General features: G+C 65.5%; 18 protein-coding genes. 8 read left to right on the forward strand and 10 right to left on the reverse strand.

Features of this window, described 5'->3' with window-relative positions; translation table 11 throughout:
- Nucleotides 1-15: 15 nt before the first annotated feature.
- Nucleotides 16-633, reverse strand: coding sequence for an imidazole glycerol phosphate synthase subunit HisH (gene hisH / locus Q4610_RS05550; protein WP_304535006.1), 618 nt, complete (start codon nucleotides 631-633; stop codon nucleotides 16-18).
- Complete coding sequence (gene hisB / locus Q4610_RS05555; RefSeq protein ID WP_304535551.1) at nucleotides 630-1,217, reverse strand: imidazoleglycerol-phosphate dehydratase HisB; 588 nt, start codon at nucleotides 1,215-1,217, stop codon at nucleotides 630-632. The genes hisH and hisB overlap by 4 nt, the downstream gene beginning before the upstream one ends.
- Before the next feature lie 86 nt (nucleotides 1,218-1,303).
- Here hisB and Q4610_RS05560 point away from each other — a divergent pair, with 86 nt between their 5' ends.
- The 5 genes from Q4610_RS05560 to gmk all read left to right on the forward strand — a co-directional run bounded on the left by Q4610_RS05560 (nucleotide 1,304) and on the right by gmk (nucleotide 5,536).
- A complete protein-coding gene (locus Q4610_RS05560) occupies nucleotides 1,304-1,780 on the forward strand; it encodes an SspB family protein (protein ID WP_304535007.1) in 477 nt (158 codons plus the stop codon).
- Between the two features lie 314 nt (nucleotides 1,781-2,094).
- Nucleotides 2,095-2,628, forward strand: coding sequence for a hypothetical protein (locus Q4610_RS05565; RefSeq protein WP_304535008.1), 534 nt, complete (start codon nucleotides 2,095-2,097; stop codon nucleotides 2,626-2,628).
- A gap of 333 nt (nucleotides 2,629-2,961) precedes the next feature.
- The gene (gene fumC, locus Q4610_RS05570) at nucleotides 2,962-4,347 is read left to right on the forward strand and encodes a class II fumarate hydratase (RefSeq protein ID WP_304535009.1); all 1,386 of its coding nucleotides are present in this window, start codon (nucleotides 2,962-2,964) and stop codon (nucleotides 4,345-4,347) included.
- Nucleotides 4,348-4,396: 49 nt separating this feature from the next.
- Nucleotides 4,397-4,747: a hypothetical protein gene (locus tag Q4610_RS05575; protein WP_304535010.1), complete on the forward strand. Its 351-nt coding sequence runs from the start codon at nucleotides 4,397-4,399 to the stop codon at nucleotides 4,745-4,747.
- A gap of 123 nt (nucleotides 4,748-4,870) precedes the next feature.
- The gene (gmk, locus tag Q4610_RS05580) at nucleotides 4,871-5,536 is read left to right on the forward strand and encodes a guanylate kinase (RefSeq protein ID WP_304535011.1); all 666 of its coding nucleotides are present in this window, start codon (nucleotides 4,871-4,873) and stop codon (nucleotides 5,534-5,536) included.
- Here gmk and Q4610_RS05585 read toward each other — a convergent pair.
- Together Q4610_RS05585 and lgt are read right to left on the reverse strand one after the other, a co-directional pair.
- The gene (locus Q4610_RS05585) at nucleotides 5,533-6,600 is read right to left on the reverse strand and encodes a class I SAM-dependent methyltransferase (RefSeq protein ID WP_304535012.1); all 1,068 of its coding nucleotides are present in this window, start codon (nucleotides 6,598-6,600) and stop codon (nucleotides 5,533-5,535) included. The two genes, gmk and Q4610_RS05585, sit on opposite strands and share 4 nt — an antisense overlap.
- On the reverse strand, nucleotides 6,590-7,456 hold the full coding sequence (lgt, locus tag Q4610_RS05590) for a prolipoprotein diacylglyceryl transferase (RefSeq protein WP_304535013.1): 867 nt from the start codon (nucleotides 7,454-7,456) through the stop codon (nucleotides 6,590-6,592). Before lgt ends, Q4610_RS05585 begins: the two co-directional genes overlap by 11 nt.
- A gap of 732 nt (nucleotides 7,457-8,188) precedes the next feature.
- Between lgt and Q4610_RS05595 the strand changes: the two genes are divergently transcribed.
- A complete protein-coding gene (locus Q4610_RS05595; protein WP_304535014.1) occupies nucleotides 8,189-8,332 on the forward strand; it encodes a hypothetical protein in 144 nt (47 codons plus the stop codon).
- An 85-nt stretch (nucleotides 8,333-8,417) separates the two neighbouring features.
- Here the strand turns inward: Q4610_RS05595 and Q4610_RS05600 are convergent, their stop codons facing one another.
- From Q4610_RS05600 to Q4610_RS05625, 6 genes are all read right to left on the reverse strand, one after another.
- A complete protein-coding gene (locus tag Q4610_RS05600) occupies nucleotides 8,418-8,825 on the reverse strand; it encodes a DUF4279 domain-containing protein (protein WP_304535015.1) in 408 nt (135 codons plus the stop codon).
- Between the two features lie 85 nt (nucleotides 8,826-8,910).
- Nucleotides 8,911-9,432 (reverse strand): sterol desaturase family protein, encoded by a 522-nt coding sequence (locus Q4610_RS05605; RefSeq protein WP_304535016.1) that lies wholly within the window; start codon nucleotides 9,430-9,432, stop codon nucleotides 8,911-8,913.
- A gap of 193 nt (nucleotides 9,433-9,625) precedes the next feature.
- Nucleotides 9,626-10,390 (reverse strand): TorF family putative porin, encoded by a 765-nt coding sequence (locus Q4610_RS05610; protein WP_304535017.1) that lies wholly within the window; start codon nucleotides 10,388-10,390, stop codon nucleotides 9,626-9,628.
- Between the two features lie 193 nt (nucleotides 10,391-10,583).
- Entirely contained in the window at nucleotides 10,584-11,840 is a 1,257-nt protein-coding gene (gene metC, locus Q4610_RS05615; RefSeq protein ID WP_304535018.1) for a cystathionine beta-lyase, read from the reverse strand.
- The gene (locus Q4610_RS05620; protein ID WP_304535019.1) at nucleotides 11,837-12,682 is read right to left on the reverse strand and encodes a sulfurtransferase; all 846 of its coding nucleotides are present in this window, start codon (nucleotides 12,680-12,682) and stop codon (nucleotides 11,837-11,839) included. Before Q4610_RS05620 ends, metC begins: the two co-directional genes overlap by 4 nt.
- A 199-nt stretch (nucleotides 12,683-12,881) precedes the next feature.
- Nucleotides 12,882-14,168 carry a hypothetical protein gene (locus Q4610_RS05625; protein WP_304535020.1) on the reverse strand — a complete coding sequence of 429 codons (1,287 nt, stop codon included), beginning with the start codon at nucleotides 14,166-14,168 and terminating at the stop codon, nucleotides 12,882-12,884.
- Nucleotides 14,169-14,257: 89 nt separating this feature from the next.
- On the opposite strand from Q4610_RS05625, the gene queF reads away from it, so the two are divergent.
- Together queF and Q4610_RS05635 are read left to right on the forward strand one after the other, a co-directional pair.
- The gene (gene queF, locus Q4610_RS05630; RefSeq protein WP_304535021.1) at nucleotides 14,258-14,719 is read left to right on the forward strand and encodes a preQ(1) synthase; all 462 of its coding nucleotides are present in this window, start codon (nucleotides 14,258-14,260) and stop codon (nucleotides 14,717-14,719) included.
- 252 nt (nucleotides 14,720-14,971) lie between these two features.
- On the forward strand, nucleotides 14,972-17,605 hold the full coding sequence (locus tag Q4610_RS05635; protein ID WP_304535022.1) for a M1 family metallopeptidase: 2,634 nt from the start codon (nucleotides 14,972-14,974) through the stop codon (nucleotides 17,603-17,605).
- The last annotated feature ends 42 nt before the right edge of the window (nucleotides 17,606-17,647 follow it).

Consider the following 17,647-nt stretch of genomic DNA (forward strand, 5'->3'; position numbering starts at 1 on the left):
TGCGCGAACGGAGGCTCAGGGCCGCCAGTCGAGAAAACGGGACAGGAAGGACAGGCCGTAGCGCTGGCTCTTTTCCGGGTGGAACTGGCAGCCGATGATGGTGTCACGCGCGACCGCGGCGACCAGCGGCCCGCCATGGTCGGTCGTCGCGGCGACATGGCGCGCGTCCGCCGCTTCGAAATGATAGCTGTGCAGGAAATAGGCTTCGCCCGCTTCGATCAGGGGCGGCGCGCCGTGCAGCACCACATCGTTCCAGCCCATATGCGGCACTTTGACCGCCGCGTCGGCCGGTTCGATCAGGCGCACGGTGCCCGGAATCCAGCCCAGCCCGTCATGCCGGCCGAACTCCTCGCCCGCGTCCGCCAGCAACTGCATCCCCACGCATACGCCCAGGAACGGCACGCCGCGCTGGTTCACCGCCTGCGTCATCGCGTCCACCATGCCGGGGATCGCGACCAGCGCATCGCGGCAGGCGCGGAACGCGCCCACGCCCGGCAGGACGATGCGGTCGGCTTTCGCCACGACATCGGCGTCGGCGGTGATGGTGACAGTGTCCGCGCCCGCCTTGCGCAGGGCGTTATGGACCGAATGGAGATTGCCCGCGCCGTAATCGATGAGGGCGATATGGGTCACAACATGCCCTTGGTGGAGGGAATCGCGTCCGCCTTGCGCGGGTCGATCTCCACCGCCTGACGCAGCGCGCGGGCCAGCCCCTTGAACGCGCTTTCGGCGATATGGTGGTTGTTGCTGCCATAGAGCAGTTCGATATGCAGCGTGATCCCGGCCGCCTGGGCGAAGCTGTGGAAGAAATGCTCCACCATCTCCGTGTCCCATTCGCCGATCCTGGTGACGGTGAAGGGCAGGTTGCACACCAGCCAGGGGCGGCCCGAAATGTCGAGCGCGACGCGGCTCAGCGTCTCGTCCATCGGCGAATAGACGCTGCCATAGCGGCTGATGCCGCGCTTGTCGCCCAGCGCGCTGGCCAGCGCCTCGCCGATGGCGATGGCGGTATCCTCGGTCGTGTGATGCTGGTCGATATGCAGGTCGCCCACCGTCTTGACGGTCATGTCGATCAGCGAGTGGCGCGACAGTTGCTCGATCATATGATCGAGGAAGCCGATGCCCGTCGACACCGTATAAAGGCCCGTTCCGTCGAGGTTGACGGTGACGTCGATCTGGGTTTCCGCCGTGTTGCGGTGAATCTCGGCCGTGCGCATGGCCGCCCTATAGCGCGTGGCGCGCGTCATGCAATCTGCTCTTGCAGGGGTTGACCGCCTGTTTCGCGCCGTTAGGACATTGGGCCATGAGCGATGATCTGCCCGACAGCCTGATTCCCTATGACGAAATCGTGCAGGAGGCGCTGCGCGCGGTCGTCGGCCGGGTGCTGGGCGAGGTGCAGCAGACCGGCGGCCTGCCCGGCGCGCACCATTTCTACATCACCTTCAAGACGCAGGCGCCCGGCGTCGATATCCCCAGGCATCTGATCGAGCGCTTCCCGGACGAGATGACCATCGTCCTGCAAAATAAATATTGGGACCTGAAGGTCAGTGACCGCCATTTCGAGGTCAGCCTGACCTTCAATCAGGTCGCGGCCCACCTCAACATCCCCTTCAGCGCGATCACCGCCTTCGTCGATCCCGCCGTCAACTTCGCGCTGCAATTCCAGGTCGCCGCCGACGAACTGCCGCAGCCCCATGACGAAGCGGAAAATGACGGCCCGCAAGTGGTGGCGGAAGATGGCTCCAATGTCGTGACCGTGGACTTCGGGAAGAAGAAGTAGGCGGCGGGCGGCGCGTCGCGCGCTTGCGCGGCCGGTTGAGGGGGCTGCGTCGATCTTTGGCCGGTAGGCGAATGTCCGGTCCGGAACGATGATATGGCGACACCTGCCGCTGGCGCGCACTCACCGACCAGCCCCGATTGTTCAAAACATTCCCCGCGGACGTCGGGCCTTGAGAGAAGCTGCCGAGCGGGTTGGTCAAAACAGACGACCGCAACGCGCCTCAACTGCGATCTTTCGCGCGAACGCATAGGTTAATTACTTGGTATTTTCCATGCACCGATTTACGCTTTGGAGCAGGGAGTATCTGGGGACACATGAAGAACTTCTGGAAACTGATCGTCTTTGTGGGATCGCCCTTGCTGGCGTTGATCGCTTTTATGGCGAACCAGTCCGCAAGCGAGATGCAATCCAACCTCACCAGCTACGCAACAAACCCGCTGGTCCGCTCATTGCCAAACTGGCTCTTCAGGATCATGCAGACGGATTGGTTTTTAGCCGTCGCGTTTTTCGTGCTTGGATGCGTCGCAACCGTGTTTGTTCGTCGTTGGCTGGCGAAGCGAGGCAGGCTGAGCCCGTTTGAGGCTTTGACTAATGATGTATCGCTTGCCGCTTACTCGCTCGACAACAGCAGCAGTATGTTCACCAATCCAGCGGTCATCGCCAATCTAAACGTGGTAATGAATAAGCTGCATCGGCATGGCTTTGCTACCCCGCCAGCTAACAATGGCGGCTTCGCGAAAGAAAAAATCTCGTACTATCTCCATCAAGTAGCGGCATACATGAAGGAGGATGGCATCGCCTCTGCCAAGCGATCCGCACAATCCATTGTCGACGGCTGGAACAAGTAAGCTGGCTTTAGGGAGAGCAGGGTAGCCGTTCTACGCATCGATCGGGACAGCAGAAATGTCTCGAATTTGGGCAAAAATTTGAACGTCCGCTTCTAAGCATAGGCAAATCGCCGTCCAACGACTTAAGTTGGCACCTTCCCGTCACCCCGCCCCCTGTCCTACACGCCACCTCTCCGCTATCCTCCGCAAACATGCAAAGGCGCACACAGGAGAAGTTTGAGAAGTTTCGGCGCGCGGACGACCCGGTATATCCCGGACCGATTGGTTTTCCGTGGCTTACCCTTCAATGGCCACCTGTATCCGCGATCCAAACCCCACCGGGAGCCTGCCAGAATGCCCGCCACCCGCACCGAAACCGACAGTATCGGCGCCATAGCGGTGCCCGCCGACGCCTATTGGGGGGCGCAGACGCAGCGGAGCATCGAGAATTTTCCCTTTGGCGACGCCGAACGGATGCCGGTTGGCATCGTCCATGCCCAGGCGATCGTGAAGCAGGCGGCGGCGCGGGTGAATGGCAAGCATGGGCTGGACGCCACACTGGTCGCCGCTATCGAGGATGCCGCGCAGCAGATCGTGTCGGGCGCGCTGGACGATCAGTTTCCGCTGGTCATCTGGCAGACCGGGTCGGGCACCCAGACCAACATGAACGTCAATGAAGTGATCGCCGGCTTCGCCAACGAGAAGCTGGCGGGCACGCGCGGCGGCAAGTCGCCGGTCCATCCCAACGATCATGTCAATATGAGCCAGTCGTCCAACGACAGTTTCCCGACCGCGCTGCATGTCGCGACCGTGATTGCGACGCGCGACCGGCTGATCCCGGCGCTGGAAAAGCTGACCGGCGCGCTCACCGCCAAGGCGGAAGGCTGGGGCCATATCGTCAAGATCGGCCGCACCCATACGCAGGATGCGACGCCGCTGACGCTGGGGCAGGAATTTTCGGGCTATGCCGCGCAACTGGTGAGCGCGCGGGCGCGGATCGAGGGCGCGCTCAACGGCAATATCCGCAAACTGGCGATCGGCGGCACGGCGGTCGGCACCGGCCTCAATGCTCCCGAAGGCTGGGCTGAGGATATGGTCGCGGCGATCAGCGATATTGCCGGGACCGCTTTCGAAGCCGCGCCCAACAAGTTTGAGCAACTGGCGGCCAAGGACGGGCTGGTGTTCTTCGCTGGCGCGCTCAGCACGCTGGCGGTGGCGCTGACCAAGATCGCCAACGACATCCGTTTCCTGGGGTCGGGGCCGCGATCGGGGCTGGGCGAACTGGATTTGCCCGCCAACGAACCGGGCAGTTCGATCATGCCGGGCAAGGTCAACCCGACCCAGTGCGAGTCGCTGACCATGGTGGCGGCGCAGGTGATCGGTAATGCGCAGGCGGTGACGATCGGGGGCATGCAGGGGCATTTCGAGCTGAACGTGTTCATGCCGCTCATCGGCGCCAATGTGCTGCGGTCGATCCATCTGCTGAGCGTGGGGATGGAGAGCTTTGCCGACCGCTGTGTCGAGGGGCTGGTCGCCAATGAAGCGCGGATCGCGGAACTGGTCGACCGCTCGCTGATGCTGGTGACGGCGCTGGCGCCGGAGATCGGCTATGACAATGCCGCCGCCATCGCCAAATATGCCCATAAGAAGGGGCTGACCCTCAGGCAGGCCGGGCTGGAACTGGGGCTGGTGGACGGGCCGACGTTCGACCGGCTGGTGCGTCCCGAAAATATGGTCTGATCCACATCAACATGGCGGAACCGGCGGGGGTTCGATACATTGATGCCTTATGAAAAAGACTCCGCTCACCCCCGCCGCGCCGCTGGTCACGATACGCCCGCCCAAAAAGGCCGGCCTGCTCAGAAAGGCGGCGCGGCTGGGGGCCACGGTCGTTGCGGCACGGGTCGCGGCGGCGACGGGCAAGAAGGGAGTCGTCGGCCTGATCGCCGGGGCCGGGGCCAAGCGACTGATCATGCGCTTTCCCGCCGGCGCGCTGTTCGTGACCGGCGCCTATATGGCGGGCAGGCTTTATGAAGTGAAGCGCGATGCGGATCGGAAGAAGGCGCAGAAGCTGCTGCCCGATCATAGTGATGCGGCCATCCCGATCGAAAGCGCCCGTAAAGCCCGCACCGGCCCCTAGCGCGCTCCTCTTTTCTGTCGTCGCATCATTTCTGGCGGAAAAGCGGTTCCCGTTTTTCCGCACGATGCTCTGGCAACGCAAGCGACCTCTTGCAAAAACGCCGCTGCGGCGTCACTAGCGGCCATGGCCGACACCATTTCCTCCGAGACTCCCGACTTCAAGCGGCGGGGCGTCCTTTTCGTCCTTTCCTCGCCTTCGGGCGCGGGCAAATCCACCATCGCGCGCAAGCTGCTGGCTGCCGAGCCGGACCTGTCCATGTCGGTATCGGCCACCACGCGGCCGATGCGCCCTGGCGAGGTTGACGGCAGGGATTATCATTTCGTCGATCTGGAAGAATTTCGCCGGATGACCGGGGAGCATGAATTTCTGGAATGGGCGCATGTGTTCGGCCAGCGCTACGGCACCCCGCGCGCGCCGGTGGAAGCGATGCTGAAATCGGGCAAGGACGTGTTGTTCGACATCGACTGGCAGGGCGCGCAGCAATTGCACCAGATTGCCGGCGGCGATGTCGTCCGCATCTTCATCCTGCCGCCCTCGATGGCGGAGCTGGAGCGCCGGCTGCGCGGGCGGGCGACCGACAGTGAGGACGTGATCGAGGGCCGCATGGCGCGCGCCGCGAACGAGATCGCCCATTGGGACGGCTATGACTATGTGCTCTGCAATGTCGATGCCGATGATTGCTTCCGCCGGGTGCAGACGATCCTGCACGCCGAACGGATGAAGCGCAGCCGCCAGACCGGCCTGATCGGCTTCATCCGCAAGCTCAGCCGTTACCACCAGGACGATTAAGGCCGTTCGAACCCGGCCGGGTCCGCCCAGTCGGGATGGGTCCAGGCCATCGCCTTGAACAATGTGCCCATTTCCGCGCCGTCGGTCAGGCGGTGGCGGGCGGCGTCGATTTCGGCGGCGCGCTCCGGCGCGGCGCGGGCAAGCTGGTCGGCGCGGGCGTCCAGCCCAAGCTGGCGCAGGAAATCGCCCTGGCCCACCGGGCCATGGACGCGCAAGCCCGCCTGCCGCGCCATATTGCCCAGCATGGTGAAATCGACATGGGTGGTCAGGTCGACCTCGCCCGGATCGGCGAAGGGATCGGCAAAGCGGTGCCCCTTGACCGCCTGCAACGTGTCGCCCAGCGCCGGGCCTTCATAGCCATAGTCGATGATGATGGCCGTGCCGCCCTGCTTGGCGATGCGGTGGGCCAGCGCATAGGCGATGCCTGCGCCCACGATCGGGCTTTCGATGATCGCCCCGTCGCTGGCCTGACCGGCGATCGGGGGCAGGCCCGATTCGATGCGGCGATAGCCGGGCACGGGAATGAAGCGGCCCTCCGTCTCGCGGCAGATGACGACCCGCTCGCGCCATTCATCCCCCACCCGGATGCACTGGCGGACCGGCAGGGCGTCGAAAAATTCATTGGCGACCACCAGCAGCGGGCCGGTATCGGGCAGGCTGTCGATGCCGTCATGATGGACCGCATGGGGCAGCAGGGCGCGTTGGCGGCCGCGCAGCACCGGGCTGGTTTCCACCAGATGCACCTTGGGCGCGAGCACCGCGCGCTCCATCGCCCGCAGTGCGTCCGCCGCCAGCGTGCCGCGGCCCGGCCCCAGTTCGGCATAGACCGGATCGGGGCGGCGGCCCGACCGCATCCACATGTCGGCCAGCGCCAGGCCGATCAGTTCGCCGAACATCTGGCTGATTTCCGGCGCGGTGGTGAAATCGCCATCCGCGCCCAGCGGGTCGCGGGTGGCGTAATAATGCTGGTTCGCCTCGCCGATATAATGGGCGACGGAGATCGGCCCGCCCGATGCGATCTGCCGCGCCAGCCGGTCGGCCAGCGAAGCCGGCTCAGGCGACACTGTTCGTCCCGGCAATCGGTTCCACCCGCACCCGGCGCCGCCCGGCGGTGGCGATCAGGTAAAGGCCGCCGACGATCATCGGGATGCACAGCCACTGGCCCATATGCAGGCCGGTGCGCGCGGCGAATTCCATCAACTGCGCGTCGGCTTCCCGGACATATTCCACCCCGAACCGGAAGCAGCCATAGCCCAGGATGAAGAGGCCGACGAGCATCCCCGGCTTGTAGCGCGCGCGGGTTTTCCAGAAGGCGAAGGCGAGGATCAGGAACAGCACCACGCCCTCCAGCGCGGCTTCGTAAAGCTGGCTGGGATGGCGGGCGAAGGGGCCGCCGGTGGGAAAGACGATCGCCCAGGGCACATCGGTTTCCTTGCCCCACAATTCCCCGTTCACGAAATTGGCGAGCCGGCCGAAGAACAGGCCGAAGGGCACGACGCAGGCGACATAGTCATGGATGCGCAGCCAGGAGAGCTTTTCCTTCCACGCCATGTAGAGGATGCCGAGCGACACGCCGATCGCGCCGCCATGGAAGGACATGCCGCCATTCCACAGCTTGAAGATGTCGAGCGGGTGGGCAAGGATTTCGGGCTGGTAGAAGATCACATAGGCCAGCCGCCCGCCGATGATGATGCCCAGCGTCGCGTAGAAGATCATGTCGTCGGCATGGCGGCGGCCCATCGGCGATCCCGGCTGGGCCACCAGTTTGAGCAGATACCAGTAACCGATCAGGATGCCCGCCAGATAGGCGAGGCTGTACCATTTGAGCGTGAAGAAGCCCAGATCGAGCGCGACCGGGTCCAGCCCCAGATCTTTGAAATGAATCGCGCCCGAAGCGGCGGCGGCAAGGTCCAGGATCAAAACGGCGTCCCCTTGGGAATTGGAGTGCGGGCATAGAACAAGCGGCGGGGAAGATGAAGGGGGAACGGGGATTTGATGGCGCAGGCGCGTCGCGAAAGCGTCGGTTGCGTATCCCGTTCGAAGTTCACACCGTCGTCGGGTGTTTGGGGGCAAAAGTACCGCCGAGGCCATCGCGAGGCTATCGCGAGGCCACAGGCGGGTAACGGAACGGTCATGATCGGGTCACGCCGACGCGCCGGGGGCGCGCCGGGACGCGCCTGCTGCGCGCCGCGGATGCGACGGGCAGCGACTGGCAGGCGTGGGGGGGGGTGACGAGGGGGGCTGGTCCATCGGTGAGGGTAAACCAGAGAATGGCGGAATAGGAAAGACTGTGGTGCGGGGGAACGAAAGCTGACTGGGGGACTGTCCGCCGACGGAGTGAGCAATGGTCGCTGACGACCATTTGTTGCCGTTCGGCGCGGGGCGTGCCGCTCCCGATTGCAGACGCTCGCCAACGATGGCACGCATGTCGCTGAAGAAAGCGGAAAGGGCTGGGCATTGGAACTTGGAGATAATGAAACAGGCCTTCTGGAAGACTGCCACGAGGACTGGCGGGCGTTGTGGGAGATACCGGCGGGTCCGACGACCAGGAGCATCGAATAAAGTGTTGGTTTTCTCGTGCCTCTTATTGAGGGTGGCTACCTAACAACGCTTGAAGTTACTGCATGGGAGCAGGCAAGGGCTGCTGCGCCCATGAACAGGGATGATGCTTTGACTGTCGTGAAAAGAAGCGAGAACTACATTCCACCGGCGAATGAAGGCGCGACCTTTTATTTGCTGTCCATCACGCCTCAAGGCGAAGCTGCCATCCCGTCGGGGGCGTTCCCGAACGATTGATCCATCCGGTTCTGCTTCGTCCGCTGCCGTGCCCGAAACGGACAGTCTCCGAACCACCCTGATGGCCACTGGCGAGGCGACTGGATCACTCGGGCATTTCAGCGCCATATATGTCAAGATCAAGGACCAACCCTCGTCCTCCCATCATAGAAAGTGTATCCGGCTGGAGAGTTAGCCCTTCATTGCCGCTATGCATGAACAAGCCCGCGAATATTCGCCCGCGATAACGTGCGGCCAATGACCGCCAAATTTCGAGATTGTTCGGCAGCGGCGATAACAGCCAGCCAATCTGACCATCGAGATCGGCTGGCTCGCACCGGTCAGCAACTAATCGCCATACGCCGGTTCTGGCCGTCTTTTCGACACCTGAGCCTGTCAGCCAAACACCGCCCTTTCTGGTCCCGACTGTCGGCTCAATGCGAAGAAAGTTAGTGATCTCCTCTGGGTCAAGATCGTCGCCGTAAAAACCCAGCGTGGCGGCAGATTTGTGCAATATTCCCATGTTTACGAACTAACAGAATTTTGTCTGCTTTGCATGGTGGTTCAACTGGAAGCCGTCCTTCCGCAATCCACCCAAATCAGCCCCCCGCCCCCACATCCTCCAGCCCCTTCGCCGCGCGCACGCCTTCGCGGCCGCGCTGGGCGAGCGTTTGTTTGAGCGCGGTGGGGTGCGGGGCGATCAGGAAGCCGAAGCTGACCGTGCCGGCCTTCGTTTCCACCGCATGGTGCAGGCGGTGGGCCTGGACGATGCGCTTCATATAGGGCGATCGGGCGACATAGCGGTGCCTGACCCGCTGATGCACGATGATGTCGTGGAAGCCCAGATAAATGGCGCCATAGGCGGCGATGCCCGCGCCGATCGCGGTTGCCCAATCGCCCCAGCCCCATTGCACCCCGCCCAGCAGCATCAGGATGGAGGGGAGGGCGAAGATCACGAAATACAGGTCGTTCGCTTCCCACATGCCGGTGCGCGGGCGGTGGTGGCTGGCGTGGAGGAACCAGCCGGGGCCGTGCATCACCCAGCGGTGCATGACATAGGCGAACCCCTCCATCGCGGCGACGGTGGCAAGGAAGATGAGGGCAAGGGACAGGGCGGACATGGCGGCAATATAGGGGCGGCGGGCGGCGGTGGCGACCCTGTAATGATGCGGATGCCATGCCCCTTCGTGCGTCCGGCTGGATCACCTCCCTTGCCTTCGCGCGGCGCGACCGGGGTGAAGCAGGGCGCGCGCGAAAAGGGCCGCGATCGCTGGCGCGGTCGCGGCCCGGTTCACCCCCCTAAAGGTCAGGCGATCAGAAAGCGGCGGTCAGGGTGCCGAACACGCCGGCCTTGCTGATATTGTGGCCCGCCGGCGAATAGAGCGACTTGTCGGTGTCGACATAGGAGACGCCGAAGGTCAGATGCTCCCAGGTGTAGGTCGCGCCGATATTCCAGTCGGTATATTCGTCGCCGATCGTCAGGTAGCTGGGCCCGAAGCTGTGGCCCAGATGCGCCGACACGCCGATCGGGGTGTCGGGGATGGATGCCGACAGGTCGCCCGCGACATAGAGATTGTCCTCCTTGCCATTGCCGACGGACAGCGCCTTCGCCTTGGGCGCGTAGTTGACGGTCAGCTTGGCGGTGGCGGGGCCGAACGTGCCCTTGACCGATGCATAAGGCTCAACGAAGTCGGTGTTGAGGCCGGCATTGCCCGGATAGTAATAATAGAGCACGCCCAGGTCGATCGTGGCGGCGCCCACGGTGGTCGAATAACCGCCGATCAGGTCGAGTTCCTGATCCGATCCGGCCGCGACATAATCGTCGATCGAGCTGCCCCAGACCGAAGCGTAGAAGCCGGACTTGTGGCTGACGGTGATGCCGCCTTGCAGCGCGAAATTCTTGTTGGTCTGCGAAATGCCGCGGAAGCGATAGTCGGTGACGACCGCCGCATTGCCGGTGACGGTCAGTGCGGGCGCGGGCGCGTCCTGGGCCATGGCAGGCGCCGGGACGGCGGCGAGCGCACCGATGAGAGCGCCCAGGAAAAGAGGGGCCGAATGGCCGAGAATGGACTTACGCATGCTAATCCCCTTGATGGTTCTGCGATCGTCCCGCCTGCGTCCAGGCGCCCGCCTCTCTGCTTCCCCCGCTTGGGATGGGCCGGCTGCCTCAACCCGTGTGGAAATGCCTTTCCTCGTTGCGGTGCACAAGAAATTATTGCTGCTTAATGTCTTTTGCTGCCATAATGTTGCTACTCTGCAACAAAATGCGGGGTTAGCCCGCCGGGCCGCCGGGGTCGGCTTCCCTTCCGTCCCGCACGGCCCGGAAACGGGCGAGTCCGGCGGCAAGGTCGGCGATCAGGTCGGCCGGGTCTTCCAGGCCGATATGAAGGCGGATGGCGGGGCCGGCCGCCTGCCATTGCGTCGCGCTGCGATAGCGGGCGGGATCGACGGGCAGGGCGAGGCTTTCGAAACCGCCCCAGCTATAGCCGATGCCGAAATGGGCAAGGCCGTCGATCATGGCGGCGCGGGCCGCTTCGTCCCCCCCGTCCAGGATGAAGCTGAACAGGCCGGTCGATCCTGAAAAATCGCGCTGCCACATGGCATGGCCGGGGCAGTCGGGCAGCGCGGGGTGCAGGACGCGGGCGACCTCCGGCTGGTCGTTCAGCCACCGGGCGATGGCGATGGCGCTGTCCTGATGCTGTCGCAGCCGGATGCCCAGCGTGCGCAGGCCGCGGCTGGCGAGCCAGGCGTCGTCGGGGCTGACCATCTGGCCGAACAGATAGGCGGTCTGGCGAATGGGGCCGAACCAGTCGGCGGTGGCGGTCACGCTGCCCATCATCACGTCGCTATGGCCGACGATATATTTGGTGCAGGCCAGGATGGAAATGTCCACGCCATGGGCCAGCGCCGGGAAATAGAGCGGCGTCGCCCAGGTGTTGTCGATCAGGGTGACGACCCCGTTCGCCTTCGCCCAGGCGGTCAGCGCGGGCACGTCCTGCACCTCGAACGTCAGGCTGCCGGGGCTTTCGAGGAAGAGGGCGCGGATCGGGCCGCCTGCCAGATGGGCATCGAGCGAGATGCTCGCGGGATCATAATAGATCGTTTCGATACCGTAATTGTCCAGCAATTGGGTACAGAAAGCGCGGGTCGGATCATAGGCGCTGTCCACCATCAGCAGCCGGTCGCCCGGTTTCAGCACCGCCATCAGCGCGCAGGCGATCGCCGCGACGCCCGACGGATAGAGCATCGTGCCCGCCGCCCCCGGCTCCATTTCGGTGAGCGCGTCGGCAAGGGACCAGGCGGTCGGCGTGCCCTTGCGCCCGTAGAACAGGCGCTCATGCGTGCTGCTGCCCGCCGCTTTGCGCAAATGGGCAACATCGTCATAAAGGATGGTCGATGCGCGCCACACCGGGGGGCTGACGATCGCGCCGGGCTGGCCGGGCATCCCCGTCCATTCGGGCTTGCGCCCGGCCTGGGCGAGTTGCGTGAGCGGCCTGCGCCCATCCTTGCCGGAAGCATCGTCCTTCATGCGGCACCTGTCACTTTCGGTGTCACAGGGTCCAGGCCCCATTCGGCCCAACTGCCGTCATACAGGGCGATATCGGTCTTGCCGAGCGTTTCGAGGCCGGCAAGCAGGATGGCGGCGGTGACGCCGCTGCCGCAGGTGGTGATGACGGGGCGGGACAGGTCGATGCCGGCCGCTGCATACAGGGCGCGCAGTTGGTCGGGGGATTTCAGGCTGTTGTCGGCGGCGAACAGGGCGGAATAGGGCAGGTTGCGCGCGCCGGGGATATGGCCGGACGCCATGCCGGGGCGCGGTTCCGCCTCCGCGCCGGTGAATCGGCCCGCGCCGCGCGCGTCCAGCACCTGGCTTGCGCCGCTGTCCAGATTGGCGAGCATATCGGCCTTGGTGCGGACCTGCGCCCGGTCGATCCGGGCGATGGCGGTGCCGGGCGCGGGGCTGGCTGGGCCGCTGTGCGTGGCGCGCCCTTCCGCCACCCATTTGGGCAGGCCGCCGTCGAGGATCGCGACCGATGCGCCCACGCCATAAAGGCGCATCATCCACCATGCGCGCGCGGCGCTGCGGATCGGGCTGTTGTCGTACAGGATGACGCGGCTGTCGGCGTCGATGCCGACCGCCTGCACGCGCTGCGTCATGAGGGGGTCGGGCGGGAGCGTATGGGGCGCGGGCGCGTCCGGGTCGGCCAGCGTGTCGAGGTCGAGAAAGGCCGCGCCGGGGATATGGGCGGCCTCGAATTCCGCGCGGGCGTCGCGCGGGGTGCCGGGCAGGAACAGCGTTGCGTCGATGATGCGCAGATCAGGCTGGCCCAATTGGGCCGCGAGGTCTGCGGTGGACAGGAAAATGGTCATGCGGCGTCCTTCGGTCCCTTGATGCGCGCCTGTCTCGGAGCGGGATGACGTCAGATTGACCCACGCCGTCATTGCAAGCGCAGCGCGGCGATCCACTGGAGCGCGCATGGATTGCTTCGCTGCGCGCGCAAGGACGAATCAACCCTGTGTCGTCGGACACTAGAGCGGGACCGCCAGCGATTAAAGGGCGTTGCGCTGATCAGGCCGGCGTCAGTTCCGCGGCCGCGCGGGCCGCGGCGCGGCGATACTGGCGCGGCCCCTGGTCGAGGCGCAAGGGCGCAAGGCGATCGGCCGGGGGTTCCTGTTCCTGCCCGACGATGAAGGCGCGGGCGGTGCGGCCCTGGCCCGGATCGGCGTCCCGCCGGTCCCAGCGATAGGCCATGTCAAAGGCGGTCAGCGGGATCAGCAGGCTGCGCTGGCCCATGGTGACGGGCACGATATCCTCTGGCGCAAGGCGCAGTTCGCCGGTCAGTTGCACGGTTTCGCCGGGCGCGATGCCCACCGCGCTGTGCAGCGGCAGGCCGTCGTCGCCGCTGAAGAAGCGCTGGAGCAGGGCGGCCTGCTGTGCGCCGGCATTGCCCACGATGCCGCGAATCAGGATGTCCTGTGCCGGCCGGTTGCCGCGATTGTGCAGGATCAGGCCGTACTGGATGGTCACGCCGATCATCGAATAGCGCGCCTGCCCGACGGCCATGTCCATGTCGATCCAGGGTCGGTCGGTTTCGTCGGGCGTGGATGGCGCGGATGCGGGCGGGACGGCGGCGGCCGGCTGTTCCGGGACCGGCCTGGCCGGAGACGGGACCGGAGAAGATGGGGCCGGGGCCGGAGAGGGGGGCGCGGCGGCGGGCGTTGGCGCTGCCAGTGCTTTGGCCGGACGGCGCCGCCGCAGCAGGAAGAAGGCGGCCAGCGGGATCAGCGCCAGCGCGGCGCCGATGATCCAGGCGCGGGGTATATCCTGGTCGTCGGCCGGGACAGGGGCAGGCACAGCTACGGGAACGGGCGCAGGGGCGGCGACCGGCGCGGCCGCTTCCCCCGCGTTGGTCACGGGGGCCGGGGGTGGCGTCCGCACCGGAGCGACCGGCGCGCTCTGGCTGACCGCTTCGCCTGCGGCATCCGGTGCCGCCGTCGTCCGTGGTGCGGGGCGCTGGATGCGCGGTTCAGCCGGGGCGGTGCGGGCGGAAGCGGGGGATGCAGGGGCGGGCCGGGGCGCAGGCTGGGGGACGGGCTGCACTGTCGTCATTGGCGCCACTGGCGGCGCGACCGTGGGCGCGACCGCCGGCGGCGCGGCGCGCGGCGTCACCGGATCGCGATAGACGTTGAGTTCCGGTCCCTGCCGGTTCGCGTCGGGCGCGGTGCCGGCGGGCGGGATCGACAGGCCGGTGGCGGGCGCCTCCGCCTGCTGGGCAAGGACAGGCCCAGGGAGGACAGGCGCAGGCACAAGCACAAGCAGCGCGGCGAACAGCAACGGACGGATGATGGACCCCATGAGCGTGGCAAGGCACAAGAATGGCTGAACTGCAAGTGAACAATGCGAAGGCGATGACATCAGCCGTGCAATGGCGTAGATGGCCGCGCATGACCGACCTTCCCATCCCCCCCCTGCATCTGGGCCAGACCAGCGCCCTGCCCGCCAGCCCGGAAGCGGCGGTGCTGGACTATGTGCCCAATCCGCGCCCCGGCAAACCCTATCTTGTGCGTTTCACCGCGCCGGAATTCACCTCGCTCTGCCCGGTGACGGGACAGCCCGACTTTGCCCATCTGGTGATCGACTATGCACCCGCTGCAACGATCGTCGAATCGAAGTCGTTGAAGCTGTTCCTGGGCGCGTTCCGCAACCATGCCGCCTTCCATGAAGATTGCACCGTGGGCATCGGCGAGCGGCTGTTCGCCGAGATGGCCCCGGTCTGGCTGCGCATCGGCGGCTACTGGTATCCGCGCGGCGGCATCCCGATCGACGTGTTCTGGCAATCGGGCGAGCCGCCGGCGGGCCTGTGGCTGCCCGCGCAGGACGTGCCGGGCTACAGAGGGCGGGGGTGAACGCCGTTGGTGCAGGGCGGCGCTGCGTTTTTCTCTGCGTCTGAAGGTTGCGATGCCCGTCATCCGTGCGTGAGAGGGGCGTCGCAACAGGCGCCTGCGCCCACTGTTTGACGAACGACCAACAATGTTCGACCAACGACATGGGCGCATGCATGCGTCGCTTGACCGATGCAGCGAAACGGCCGATCCCGCGTTTATCGCGCGCGAGGGAATATTGTCTCATCGCGCCCTTCTGACGTGTCGGAGTCGTCCATGTCCTTCAAGAAAGTCCTGCCGCTGCTGATTGCGGCCGCCCCGCTCGCCCTGCTGTCGCCCGCACTGGCCCAGACGGCACCCGCCGGCCCGGCCGCCGGCATCACCACCCAGTTGCCGCGCGGCGCGGCGCCCAGCCATTATGCGATCGAAGTGACGCCCGATGCGGCGAAGCTGACATTCACCGGCAAGGCGACGATCGACGTGAGCGTCGCCACCACGCTGCCGGCGCTCGTGCTGAACGCGGCCGATCTGACCTTCTCCGCCGTCACCCTGACGCCTGCCAAGGGCAGGGCGATCAAGGGCACCGCGAAGGTCGATGCCGACGCGCAGACCGTGACGTTCGATTTCGGCCAGCCGATCGCGCCCGGCCGCTACATGGTCGACATCGCCTATGCCGGCATCATCAACCAACAGGCGAACGGCCTGTTCGCGCTCGATTATACCGACAATGCCGGCGCGGCGAAGCGCGCCCTCTTCACCCAGTTCGAAGCGCCCGACGCGCGCCGCTTCGTGCCGGGCTGGGACGAACCGAGCTACAAGGCGACGTTCGACCTGTCCGCCGTCATCCCGACCGGCCAACTGGCGGTCGGCAACATGCCGGTCAAGGCGACCAAGGATCTGGGCGGCGGCAAGAGCCTGGTGACGTTCGGCACCAGCCCCAAAATGTCCTCCTACCTGCTGTTCTTCGGCCTGGGCGAACTGGACCGGGCGACGAAGATGGCGGGCAATACCGAAGTGGGCGTCATCACCGGCAAGGGCAATACGGGCAAGGCGCAACTGGCGCTCGACGCATCGGCCAGCATACTGCCCTGGTTCAACGACTATTTCGGCGTCCCCTATCCGCTGCCCAAGCTGGATAATGTCGCTGGCCCCGGCCAGAGCCAGTTTTTCAGCGCGATGGAAAATTGGGGTGCGATCTTCACCTTCGAACGCGCGCTGCTGGTCGACCCGCGCTTCACCTCCGAAGCGACCAAGCGCCGCATTTACGAAACCGTCGCGCATGAAATGGCGCATCAATGGTTCGGCGACCTCGTCACCATGGCGTGGTGGGACGATCTGTGGCTGAACGAGGGCTTTGCAAGCTGGATGGCGACCAAGGTGACGGACAAGCTGCAACCCGACTGGGAAATGCTGCTGACCCGCGTGGACGGGCGCGAAGCGGCGATGAGCCTCGATTCGCTCGCCACCACGCACCCGGTCGTGCAGAAGATCACCACCGTCGACCAGGTGAACCAGGCGTTCGACGCCATCACCTATCAGAAGGGCGAAGCGGTCATCACCATGCTGGAAGGCTATGCCGGCGAAGATGCGTGGAAGACGGGCATCCAAGCCTATATGAAGGCGCACGCCTATGGCAACACCGTGACCGACGACCTGTGGAAAGCGGTCGAGGGCGCGGGGGCCAAGGGGCTGGTTGCCATCGCGCATGATTTCACCAGCCAGCCGGGCATTCCGCTGGTCACGGTGGACAGCGCCATGTGCAAGGGCGGATCGACCGTCCTGACGCTGAGCCAGAGCGAGTTCAGCCGCGACCAGAAGGACAAGGCGCCGCTCAAGTGGAACGTGCCGGTCAAGGCGCAGACGATTGGCGGCGAAGCGCAGCGGCTGATCCTGCAGGGCAAGGGCACGGTGACGCTGCCGGGCTGCGGCGCCTATGTCGTCAATGCGGGGCAGACGGGCTATTATCGCTCGCTCTATCCGGCGGCCAATGTGCAGGCGCTGGCGAAGGATTTTACCAGGCTGGCGAGCATCGACCAGACCGGGCTGCTGGCGGATAATTTCCAGCTTGGCCTGGGCGGTTATCAGCCGATCGGGCTGGCGATGGACCTGATCGATGCCGTGCCCGCGACGGCGACACCCGCCGTGATGGCGGAAGTGCCGGGCTATCTGGCAAGCGCCCACGCCATGCTGGAAAGCGACAAGGCGGCGCAGGGCCGGGTGCTGGCCTATGCCTCGGCCAGGCTGGGGCCAGTGCTGACCGGCATCGGCTATGACGCAAAGCCGGGTGAAGGCGCGCAGGTGCCGGTGCTGCGGCAGGCGCTGGTGGTGACGCTGGGCGACATGGGCGACAGGGCGGTGGTGGCGGAGGCCAACCGCCGCTTCGCCCAGCCCGCCCTGCTCGACGGGCCGCTGCGCAACACCTGGCTGTCGATCATCGCGAAGAACGCCGATCAGGCGACCTGGGACAAGCTGCGCGCGCTGGCCAAGGGCGCAAAGACCGACCTGGAAAAGAGCAGCACCTATGCGCTGCTGGGCGGCGCGAAGGACGAGAAGCTGGCGGCGCAGGCACTGGACCTGGCCCTGACCGACGAGCCGGGCAAGACGACGAGCGCGGCGATCATTGCCCAGGTGGGCGCGGAGCATCCGATGCTGGCGGTCGATTATGTGCTGGCCCATCGCGCGCAATATGAGGCGCTGATCGACGTGTCGGCGCGCAGCCAGGCGCTGGCGCGGCTGGGCGGCGGGTCGGCCGACCCGGCGATGGCGACCAAGCTGGACGCCTATGCCACCCGTTATCTGACGCCCGAATCGCGCAAGGTGGTGGACCGCGCCATCTCCGCCATCAGGACGCGGATCGAAACGCGCAGCCGGTTGCAGGCGCCGCTGACGGCTTGGTTCGCGGGGAAATAGGCAGGCGGGAAGGGCGGTGGCGCGATCCACCGCCCTTTTGTG

Source organism: Sphingobium cyanobacteriorum (genome assembly GCF_030580935.1).
Lineage (GTDB): Bacteria > Pseudomonadota > Alphaproteobacteria > Sphingomonadales > Sphingomonadaceae > Sphingobium > Sphingobium cyanobacteriorum.